This is a genomic window from Gemmatimonadota bacterium (assembly GCA_040388625.1).
Taxonomy (GTDB): Bacteria; Gemmatimonadota; Gemmatimonadetes; order Gemmatimonadales; family Gemmatimonadaceae; genus Fen-1247.
In genome coordinates this window covers 1-10,208 of the sequence record JAZKBK010000021.1, presented here as the reverse complement: position 1 = coordinate 10,208, position 10,208 = coordinate 1, and the positions used below count along the sequence as shown (strand labels likewise).

The window sequence follows — 10,208 nt, the reverse complement described above, 5'->3', positions numbered from 1 at the left end:
CTCCTGCCTGAATATCAGGCTTATTGAGGCGTCCATCAAATCGGGGCAAGTTCAAGATTGTCACGGTCGAGGATCCCGTCGAGTATCAGCTGGATGGAGTTACTCAGGTCCCCGTTCACAGGCAGGCTGGCGTGACCTTTGCGTCCGCGCTCCGCTCCATCCTTCGCCAGGATCCCGACGTAGTAATGATCGGCGAGATGCGCGATACGGAAACGGCGGAGATTGCCATTCAGGCCTCGATGACTGGCCACCTGGTCTTCTCCACGCTTCATACCAACGACGCTGTCGGTGCGTTGCCAAGACTCTTCGATCTCGGCGTGGCGCCGTATCTCGTCGCTGCGACGTTGACCGCGGTCATGGCACAGCGACTCGTCCGTATTGCTTGCCCGCAGTGCAAGATAGCCGAAAAGCCACGAAGCGAAATCGTGGCCATTCAGGAACGCGTTGCGCCTGAAATATCGTCCCGCGAATTCGTACGCAGCAACGGCTGCGCGGCATGTCGCGGCACCGGCTTCCGGGGGAGGATAGGCATCTTCGAGATGGTTTCCATGGACGAATCGCTGCGAACTGCCATTTCAAAGGGAGCGTCCAGGGTCGAGCTCGAGTCACTCGCCGACGGACGCGGATATCGTCCGATGATTGCCGATGGCATCGCGAAGGCCGCTGCCGGGATTACTACCGTTGATGAAGTGCTGAGGGTCTGCGATGCATAATGCGCTCGCTACAGGCTTACCGTTGATTCGGAATACGGATCGCGCCGACGTTGCACAGTCCTGCGCTTCCAGACATGTCCGCTCCATCAGTCGCAAGCATGATCGCCGAGCGTTCACGTTGATGGAGCTGCTCGTAGTTATTGCAATCATTGCGACGCTGGCAGCGATCGTTGCACCGTCCATCTTCCGCAACCTCGGTGACGCAAAGACCAGTGCGGCGCAGAGCCAGATAGAAATTCTCTCGCTTGCTCTCAATTCCTACCGGCTCGATAACGGGGACTATCCGTCGCAGGCGCAGGGGCTGATTGCGCTACGCGTCGCGCCGACAGGCGCCGATGCGCCACCCAACTGGCGCGGTCCATATCTGACGCGTGACATACCCCTGGATCCGTGGCGCCGGCCCTACGTGTACACCTTCCCTGGTGTGGAGAATCGGGGAGGCTTCGACCTGTACACACTCGGCAAGGACGGCAAACCCGGCGGTGATGATGAAGATGCGGACGTCACCTCGTGGGGCGGCCCGGTGCACCAATGAGTGACGCTTCCCCGGATAACCACGGCAGTGCTCGTCCATTCAGGTATCGGGCCGCGCGCAACGACGGTACAATGCTGCGCGGAACGATACTGGCCGCCGACAAAGGCACTGCAGTGGACGCACTTCATTCGCAAGGGCTCTTCCCAATCGAAATCGCGACTGCACGTTTTGTCGCAAGCCGTAGCATGCCCCACGGATCGGACGTCGCGCCCGGATTGCGTGTACTTGCCAACCTCCTCGCTGCCGACATTCCGATGTCGCGGACGCTTGCGACGTTCGAGAAGCTTGCGCCCGACTCATGGGCTTCGGCATGTACCGCGATTCGAGAACGTGTCAGGACGGGTGGACGCCTCGCGGATGGACTGAGGGACGATGCGGGACTGCCGCCAGTTCTTGCCGGTATCATTTCCGCCGGTGAATCTTCGGGCGATCTTGCGCCAGCCGTGCTGAGAAGCGCCGAGTTGGCGGAAGAGACTGCTTCGCTGAAATCCGCGATCCGTGGGGCTCTCGTTTATCCCGCAATTCTTCTGGTCGCGGGCGCATGCTCCGTCGCGCTGCTTGTCGGCGTCGTGTTGCCACGCTTCGCTGTGATGCTGGCGGATACGGGCCAGCAGCCACCGCCACTGACGCGATTTGTGCTGCAGGCAACAGCAGCCATGCAGCATAACTCAGTCCCTGCTGCAATTATCCTGATCCTCGGATTCGTCGGCTGGCGCATCTGGACAGGCAGTGCAAACGGCAGCGTAGCCTGGAGTAACCTGCTGCTGAGGTTGCCAGGCGTGGGGTCAGTTCGGAGAGCCGCTGCGACATCACGCGTCTGCACAGCCATGGCGGCATTGCTCGACTCCGGTGTCCCGGCGGCAACCGCTCTGCGTCGCGCTGCTACCGCGGCAGGAGATCCGGCTATCGAATCGAGACTCGCCGTCGCCCGTGCGGGAGTGACGCGCGGCGAATCGATCGGCTTGGCATTGGAGCAGTCAGCGGCGCTTACCGTTGCTGCGATACGACTCATCCGCGCGGGGGAAGAGTCCGGGCGAGTTGCAACCCTGTGTATCCATGCCGCGAGGATCGAGAGTGAACGTGCGCGCGAATTGACGCGCGCCGCTGTACGGCTCGTCGAGCCAATGCTCATTCTAACATTCGGCGTAATTGTCGCCGTTGTATCCGGCGCGCTGTTGCAGGCGGTGTACGCCATACATCCGGTGCGCTGATGACTCGCACCAGCTCGCATCGCGCCGGCGTAACGTTGATCGAATTAATAGTGACGATTGTGATAATCGGTGTCGTGCTCGCGATTACATCACTGTCGCTCGCTGGCCAGAAACGCAAAGATGCAACGGTAGCGTCCGTCCACACCCGCATAAAAGCTCTCCGGAGCTCAGCGATTCACTCAGGCAGTTCCCAAACAGCCACGTTGAGTGATTCGGCAGGCGTGATACTCGTGACGGCCCTACCGGATGGCCGCGTCATCTCCGATCCGCCAAACATCGATCGGGTCGCGGGATCTAGAGGGACTATCGATGTCCCGTAGAATTGCTGTTGCCGGCCGATCCGGGGCAGTCCTGCTCGAGGTCTTGATAGCGATGACCATCTTCTCCATCGCTAGCGCAGTAACGCTGATACGCGCAGGACAGGCGCGGCATTCCGTCGTTCTTGCACGGATGAGCGAGGATCGCTTAAATGCCGCGAGCGCGTTCATGGATCGTGTGGTGCTCTGGCCGCGAGAGGACCTCGACCGCCATCTGGGTACGCACACGCAGGGAGAGTGGTGGCTCGACATCGAGCATCCCGTGCCGCAACTGTATTCGATTGCCCTGCTGGACGGGCGTTCTCACGTAACATTGCTCGATACGATGGTGTATCGTGCGCTTCCAAGTACGCATGTCACGAACTAGTCCCGTACAAACCGGCTTCACACTACTCGAGGTCCTAGTCGCGGTAATGATAGCAGCCACGTTGCTCGTCTCTGCGGACATGGTATTCGAGCAGTTAGCCGATTCCAGGGACAAGGACGCATCTTCGGCATTGGCGCGAGACGAGACGCAAAATGCCGGAGCGTTGGTACAGAGATGGGTAAGACAAATCGACATATCTCCTGAAGCCGGGCCGACACATGAGTCGAGCAACTTCGGTGGAGATAGTGCGCAGATACGTTTCACGTCGTGGTGCATTTCAGCCGGAGGTTGGGAACGCGAGTGTGACATCTCACTTCGTGCGGTATTGGATTCGAGCGGCGCAGCACTTCTGGCTGAGAGCTCGTCCGGCGATTCGGCTCGCGTCAGGTTACGCGGCAGTCCCATAGTTCTGCGATATCTGATGGACGCCAATAATGGTGGACATTGGGTGAACAGTTGGCCGATCGGGCCCACAGTACCGATCGCGATAGGCGTTGTCAGCCGATCGGACACGGTAGTCTACCGCGTCGGAGCGCGCGGATGAGATCATCAGGCAGGATCTCCAGTGAGCGGCGTGGTTTCGCACTCATCGCAATTCTGTGGCTGATAGTGGCGATGGCAGCCATTGGGCTGGATGACACGGCAACGACGCAAGATTCGCTGGCAACTGCTCAGAATCGCATGAACATCATCCGTGCAACCTGGCACGCCGAGGGCTGTGGCGAGGTCGTACGTGCCGTGACGGATGCCGCCCTTGGCGATACACTCGTAGCAGCCAGCGCGGCGTGGGACACGCTCGATCGCACATTTGCAGACGTCCGGGGCGAGCAACTTGACTGCGCCATCAGCGCGCGGGCTGCTGGAGATCGTCTCGATGTGAACGAAGCGAGTACTGACGCCATCAGCGCGACATTCGTCGCTGCTGGCGTGGGTACGGATCGGGCAGACAGCCTCGCCGATGCAATGGCCGACTGGCGTGACGCTGACTCCATACCACGACCGCGTGGCGCTGAAATTGACTGGTACCGGCGTGCGGGGCGATTGACACCATTCAATCACCAGTTTGACGACGAGAATGAAATACGTCTCGTTCGCGGTTTCGAGTCAGCCGATTCTCTCATCGCGCTTCTCAGTGTCGAGCCGGGCAAGATCGTCCTGGATCGCGCCCCCATCCCGGTGATAGCGTCGCTACCGGGAATGACTGCTGAATCGATTGCTCGTATCGCCGAGATGCGCTGGAGGAAAGAGCCGATAACCGACATCCGGACTCTGGAGACGTCTCTGAGTGCTGATTCTCGCACGAAGCTCGAGTCGGCATACCAGGAGCTGGCGAACCTGATCGCTAGCGAGCCAGATGCGTGGATAGTCCGGCTGACCTCAACTGCAGGAACACCGACGGTAACGGTCGTCGAGGAGTTGCGGTTGGTTCGTGCCGGACGCAGGGCCGGTATTACACGTGCGAAGATCTGGCCGTGATTGTATCGTGAGACGCGCCGGCGTGTATCTCGACCACAATGTGATCAACGTGGTTGTCGTCGAGCATGGTGAGGTTGTATGGTCTGCCACAGCTCATCTCGACGCGGATCGCCCCTCGGGCGACAGCGCTCCGATCGCAGCAGCCCTTGGTGAATTGCTCGATGGTATTCCGAAATACAGGTGGCCGAAGTTACGCGTGGATACTGCGATCGGAACTCCATGGAGCCGTGTGAAGCTCGTGAAGGGTATTCCATCGGTTCGTCATCGAAAGGAAGTCATCGCAATGCTTCGGCTGAACACGAGTCGTTTCGTTGCGTCGCCGCGACCAGTCGTCATCACCGGCGCAAGCGCGGTTTCTGCTGGGCAGTATCACGTCGGCGTCGCCGAAGTTGGCGTGATCGGCGCGATCACTGGCGCGATATGCGACCACAATCTGCGTGCTGGGCCGCTCGTGCCGGCGGAATCGATCGATCCAGGCGTCCTTTCCGCGCTGCCAGCTGAGGAGGTTGGCAGCACGGGTATGCGCACGGCCGGTGAAGCAATTGCCGTGCAGGTCGCAATGGGGCATGTACCGCGACAGCTGGCGCTATGTGCAAAGGATAATCCAGCGATAACGATACCAGATGTGTCGCGCACCAGGATTGTCGCCGCTACGGCATTACTTCTCATCGCAATCGGCACCTATTTCGCCGCGCAAGGTTACGTCGACAGTGCACGGCTAGCGCGTAACAGAACTGAACTACGCAGTATGCAGATGTTGAGCGATAGTGGATCGCACGAACAAGCGGAACTAGGACGCATCAGTCGCGATCTCGCCAGCGCTGCGAACTTCTCGCGGCATCGTGTATCGACTGCACTCCTCCTTGGCGCGATAACTCAGGCACTGCCTGCAGAAGCGACCGTTACGACGATGCGTATCGACACTGCCAACGTCGATCTGGTGGTGCTGTCCCCACGTACAGCGGCGGTCGTGGATGCGATGAGTGAGGTAGCAAATATCGTTGCTCCCACGATAATCGGACCTGTCAGCCGAGAGATGGTTGGCGCGCGCGAGCTGGAAAGAGCGACGCTTCGCCTGCACATGCTGCCTGACTATGGTCACGCCAAAACTGCGTTTGAACCACAACGGGACACAAGTCAATGAATACTGGCGGCAGTATCGTGTCTGGCTCTACGGTGCGGACGAATCCCCTCTCCAAAGACGTACGCACGCTCTTGATAGGCGTAGTTTGTGTCGGGACCATGCTGCTCGTTGGAAAGGTCATTCCACGAGTGATTGCTGCGCGCCGTACGACCGAGACGCAGTTGCGGTTGATTCACGCCGAACTCGCTCAGGACAGGCAGATCATTTCTCGTCGCAACAGCACTCTCAAATCGCTCGACGAGACGACTACGCAATTCCTCGGCTTGTCGTCCGCATTTCTGAATGGAAGCTCGGCCAGCCAGGCAGCCGCGGCCCTTGCGTCGGTAGTGGCCGACGCAGCGGATGCGAACGGGGTTCATCTGTCGTCGATTCAGCCCGAGGCGGACTCCGCCAATCGCACTCTGCTCGTGCCCGTGGTTGTTCACGCGAGCGGAACAGGAGATGTACGGGGCGTCTCCGGAATGTTGCGAGATCTGGAAGGCGGGGAGCCACTCACCGACATTCGCCAGCTTACTATAGCGCAATCCGATCCGGCCGCTCCCGCCGATCGTATGGAAGCTCTCCACATCGAATTGACTGTGCGTGGCCTATACAGACGCGTTCCAGATTCTCCAGACGATAAGGTCGGGCAATGAATCGCCGGCAATTGGAGCGCGGTCTCTGGGTCTGCACAGTGTCGGTTCTCGGTTTGATGGGCCGAGAGGTCATGCTCGCACATAGGGACGACATTGCAGCCGCAAGCGCGAGCGGCCGTTTACTCGGCTCCGGTGCGATCCCAAGAATGGCAGCATTCGATAGCGATTCATTGGATAGCGCATCCAGTCACATCGTCACGCACGATCCCTTTCGTGTGGATCGTAAACCAGCGATGGTGGCATTCTCGATCGCAGCAAGCGGTGTTCCTGCGCCACCGGTACCTGCTGCGCCAATCGTACGCATCGTGCTACATGGAACCATTGGTGGTCCTCCATGGCGCGCAATCATTTCCGGTATCCCGGGTCGTGATGGTACGATCGTGGTGTCGTCTGGCGACACGCTTGGGACTGTTGCAATCCGCAGCGTCAACAAGGATGGCGTCACAGTACGCGTGAGAGATTCGACGTGGACCGTAACTCTAGCAAAGGCGGGAGTTTGATGAACGGATTCGACCAACGCTGTCGTGCTGTTGTTGTCGCAGTTCTGGCTGTTGTAGGGATATGTACACTTACGCCGTTAAGACTTTTCGCCCAGGCCAAGGCGGCGCTACCGGACACCGTGTCGATCCATCTCATCGACGTCGATGTCCGGACGGCCATTCAGGCCCTGGGACAGTACCTGGATCGCCCGGTCGTATTCGGACCGATCGGTAACAGCAAGGTCACACTACAGACTCCGCACGCGATTCGTGTCGCGGAAGTGCTGCCGCTTCTCAAGGCGACGCTCCGGGGTGAGAATCTCGAGCTCGTCGCTGACTCCGGTGGCCCGTATCAAATCAGGCAAAAGCCGCCCTCCTTACCTGAACCCAACGCTGCATCCGCGAGAGCGCCACCTGGTGGCGATGCGCGGTTATACGTCATACGCTTGAGTCATGCGCGCGCAGCCGATGTAGCCGCAACTGTGAATTCCCTGTACGGAAGAGCCAGCGCATTTGGCGAGATAGGAAGCAAGTCCTCAACTCTTTCTCAGCAGCTCTCGCAGCAGCGCCAGTCCAGTTTCAATGCCATGACGGGGCCGCCTGCTACCGCTGCTCCGTCTGGTCTGCTGAGTGGTGCAGTCACTCAAGGCTCTGCAACGCTATCAGGCGAGACCACGATCGTCCCCGATGCATCTACGAATGCACTCCTGATCAGGGCGAATCCCGGTGACTTCGCGTTGATAGCAGCGGCTGTTAAGGAACTCGATGTACGACCACTGCAGGCGCTGATCGAAGTCCTGGTTGTGGAGGTGAGTCGCGATCGGTCGCTCGAGTTGGGAGTCGATGTCAATCTTCCCGCCGCTCACATACCCGGTCATCCGCGCACGACCTATGACGGCTACACCACAGGTATAGCTGCCGGCGATGCGAGCCTTCACGTGGTAGGCATCGGAGGCGATCCTGATCTCGAAGCGACTGTTCGCGCCGCGGCCTCCAAGGGAGAGGTGACCATCGTGTCGCGACCGACCGTGATAGCCGCCAACAACGAGGAAGCCCAGATCCTCGTTGGCAGTCAGCAGCCATTCGTCGAGATATCGCGTTCGCTCCCAACCGACGGGGCATCACGGGATCAGGTAGTCCAGTACAAGGATGTTGGAACGAAATTGTCGGTGCGTCCCACTATTTCGTCGGACGGATATGTCACGTTGCAAGTGAGCCAGGAGGTAAGCGCAGCGACGGACCAGACGCAATTCGATGCGCCGGTTATCTCTACCAGATCCGTTCAGACGCAGCTTCTCCTCAAAGATGGCCAGACCGTAGTAATCGGTGGCCTGACGGATCGACAACACGAATCGACGCAGGGGGGCGTCCCCATTCTGTCCAGCATTCCGATTCTCGGTGCGCTGTTCGGCCACGTTAAGCGCTCTACATCCGAAACGGAGCTGTTCCTTTTCATCACGCCGCACGTGATTCGGACTGACGATGATGCGGACCAACTAACCAAGCCTTTGCAGAAGCGAGCCGGAGACCAGAACAAATGACACATACCAGCGTGAATGAGCTGATCATCGGTACGTCGGCCGTCGCCCGTAATCTGCGTGAGACAGTCCGACGGGCGGCCCCGCACTCGGCGCCGGTGTTGATTCAGGGTCCAACCGGCGCCGGGAAGGAATTGGTTGCTCACGGGTTGCATGTCGAGAGTGGACGGCGAGGTCGGTTTGTGAGCTTCAACGCCGCGGCGATACCGGAATCGTTGTTCGAGACCGAAGTGCTCGGCCACGTGCGTGGAGCGTTCAGCGGAGCGGTGCGCGATCGTGCCGGCCTGTTGCGCAGTGCCAATCATGGCACGGCATTTATCGACGAGATTGGCGAGCTATCTCCGCTGGCGCAAGCCAAGATGCTGCGGGTGCTCGATGCATACGAGGTTTCGGCTGTCGGATCGGATGTGACCGAGAAGGTGGACTTCCGCCTCGTTACAGCTACCAACGTCAATCTTCTGGTGGCTTCAGGCGACGGGCGATTCCGCACGGATCTGCTATTCCGTTTGCGGGGAATCGTCATAACAGTTCCGGCGCTTCGCGATCATCCAGAGGATATCGCTCCGTTGACAGCGCACTTTGCACGGATGATTGCCGGCTCGTCAAACACGGGCGAGATAAGTTTCACGCCGACTGCGCTTCGACGCCTCGAGGCCTACAGTTGGCCTGGCAACGTTCGTGAACTCCGGCAGGCGATCGAACATGCGGCGTTTCTCGCGAACGGAAATACCATAGGCGAAATGCACGTGACGCAGGTTCTTGCGTGGGGGCGTGGCGGAGCCGTGGGACTGGAATCGCAACTGGAAAACGACCGGCGCAAGTTCCTTGAATTGCTCGCTGCCTATCAAGGCAACGTGAATGTCGTTGCGCGAGCGCTAGGAGTCGATCGCTCGACAGTTTATCGACGCATGCAGAGGTTGGGACTGTCAGGCGCTCCGCGTGGGTTGAGTCGTGTGCCAGTGTCTGCGGTGGAGGAGTTGGGCGAGTCCGAGGAGCATACGCGAGTGATCCGGTCGTGATGTAGGAACGAGTGGTTGTCGCATTTTGTCGCGCGACAAGGTGCGACTGTCGCGCGACAAAATGCGACAACCGGAAGGTGAGTGAACGCTAAGTCGTTGAGGTAACGAGACTTAGCGTTTGTGTTGAAATGGCACTCGGCGTGCCTAAGCCGCCAGTCATGCTGCCATCGTCGCCGCGATCTCCCAGGACGCCTCTCGTGCGTCACCGGATTGCGTCTACACCGGTGAGAAGTATCCCCGCCTTCTGGTTGCTCGGTCGACTCATCCCCTCTCACGCCCCCGCATCGTCATGAGTAATTATCCGAGATCGGATTCTCGCATTGCTCTCATCCTGCTTCGCTCGGCAGTCGGGATCTGTCTCTCGGCCGTCGCGTTGTGTTCAACACTCACTCCGGCACTGTTGCACGCCCAGGGCACGAAGCCAGCTGCAATGCCGATGATAGGCGGCAATGCGATACTCGACGTGAGTCCGGCGAACGGGAGCACCACAGCTGTTGGCAACAGCACCTCGCAGACCTACGTGTTCTATGTCGAGAATACGGGGACCGCGAATACCACGGCGACGTTCAGCATCAGCTCGTGTGCCGGAGCGGTCAGCAACTGCTCCCTGTCGCCATCGAGCGCGTCAGTTCCTTATGGAGGCAGCGTTCCTGTGACTGTGACGTTTCATACGGCAGCCACAGGTTCCGGCACCATAATGCTCACGGCGGCTTGGCCCTCTGGACTTGACCCGCTTTAATGGACACCAAGTTTAGGCTGCCTTGATCTCTTTCA

The 10,208-nt window shown here is 59.4% G+C and carries 12 protein-coding genes; all 12 read left to right on the top strand.

Going from position 1 to position 10,208, the window contains the following annotated elements; genetic code table 11:
• Nucleotides 1-23 precede the first annotated feature (23 nt).
• The gene (locus tag V4529_17555; GenBank protein MES2360152.1) at nt 24-713 is read left to right on the top strand and encodes an ATPase, T2SS/T4P/T4SS family; all 690 of its coding nucleotides are present in this window, start codon (nt 24-26) and stop codon (nt 711-713) included.
• Between the two features lie 85 nt (nt 714-798).
• Nucleotides 799-1,248: a type II secretion system major pseudopilin GspG gene (gene gspG, locus V4529_17550; protein MES2360151.1), complete on the top strand. Its 450-nt coding sequence runs from the start codon at nt 799-801 to the stop codon at nt 1,246-1,248.
• Nucleotides 1,245-2,459 carry a type II secretion system F family protein gene (locus tag V4529_17545; GenBank protein MES2360150.1) on the top strand — a complete coding sequence of 405 codons (1,215 nt, stop codon included), beginning with the start codon at nt 1,245-1,247 and terminating at the stop codon, nt 2,457-2,459. The genes gspG and V4529_17545 overlap by 4 nt, the downstream gene beginning before the upstream one ends.
• Complete coding sequence (locus V4529_17540; GenBank protein ID MES2360149.1) at nt 2,459-2,779, top strand: prepilin-type N-terminal cleavage/methylation domain-containing protein; 321 nt, start codon at nt 2,459-2,461, stop codon at nt 2,777-2,779. Before V4529_17545 ends, V4529_17540 begins: the two co-directional genes overlap by 1 nt.
• Nucleotides 2,769-3,143: a type II secretion system protein gene (locus V4529_17535; GenBank protein MES2360148.1), complete on the top strand. Its 375-nt coding sequence runs from the start codon at nt 2,769-2,771 to the stop codon at nt 3,141-3,143. Before V4529_17540 ends, V4529_17535 begins: the two co-directional genes overlap by 11 nt.
• Nucleotides 3,144-3,683: 540 nt before the next feature.
• The gene (locus tag V4529_17530; protein MES2360147.1) at nt 3,684-4,619 is read left to right on the top strand and encodes a hypothetical protein; all 936 of its coding nucleotides are present in this window, start codon (nt 3,684-3,686) and stop codon (nt 4,617-4,619) included.
• A 7-nt stretch (nt 4,620-4,626) separates the two neighbouring features.
• The gene (locus V4529_17525; protein ID MES2360146.1) at nt 4,627-5,763 is read left to right on the top strand and encodes a hypothetical protein; all 1,137 of its coding nucleotides are present in this window, start codon (nt 4,627-4,629) and stop codon (nt 5,761-5,763) included.
• Nucleotides 5,764-5,780: 17 nt separating this feature from the next.
• Nucleotides 5,781-6,398: a type II secretion system protein GspM gene (gene gspM / locus V4529_17520; protein ID MES2360145.1), complete on the top strand. Its 618-nt coding sequence runs from the start codon at nt 5,781-5,783 to the stop codon at nt 6,396-6,398.
• A 71-nt stretch (nt 6,399-6,469) separates the two neighbouring features.
• Nucleotides 6,470-6,898, top strand: a complete 429-nt coding sequence (locus tag V4529_17515; GenBank protein MES2360144.1) for a hypothetical protein — start codon at nt 6,470-6,472, stop codon at nt 6,896-6,898.
• Nucleotides 6,899-7,017: 119 nt separating this feature from the next.
• Complete coding sequence (locus tag V4529_17510; GenBank protein MES2360143.1) at nt 7,018-8,418, top strand: secretin N-terminal domain-containing protein; 1,401 nt, start codon at nt 7,018-7,020, stop codon at nt 8,416-8,418.
• Nucleotides 8,415-9,434, top strand: coding sequence for a sigma 54-interacting transcriptional regulator (locus tag V4529_17505; protein ID MES2360142.1), 1,020 nt, complete (start codon nt 8,415-8,417; stop codon nt 9,432-9,434). Before V4529_17510 ends, V4529_17505 begins: the two co-directional genes overlap by 4 nt.
• A 289-nt stretch (nt 9,435-9,723) precedes the next feature.
• Nucleotides 9,724-10,173, top strand: a complete 450-nt coding sequence (locus V4529_17500; GenBank protein ID MES2360141.1) for a hypothetical protein — start codon at nt 9,724-9,726, stop codon at nt 10,171-10,173.
• The last annotated feature ends 35 nt before the right edge of the window (nt 10,174-10,208 follow it).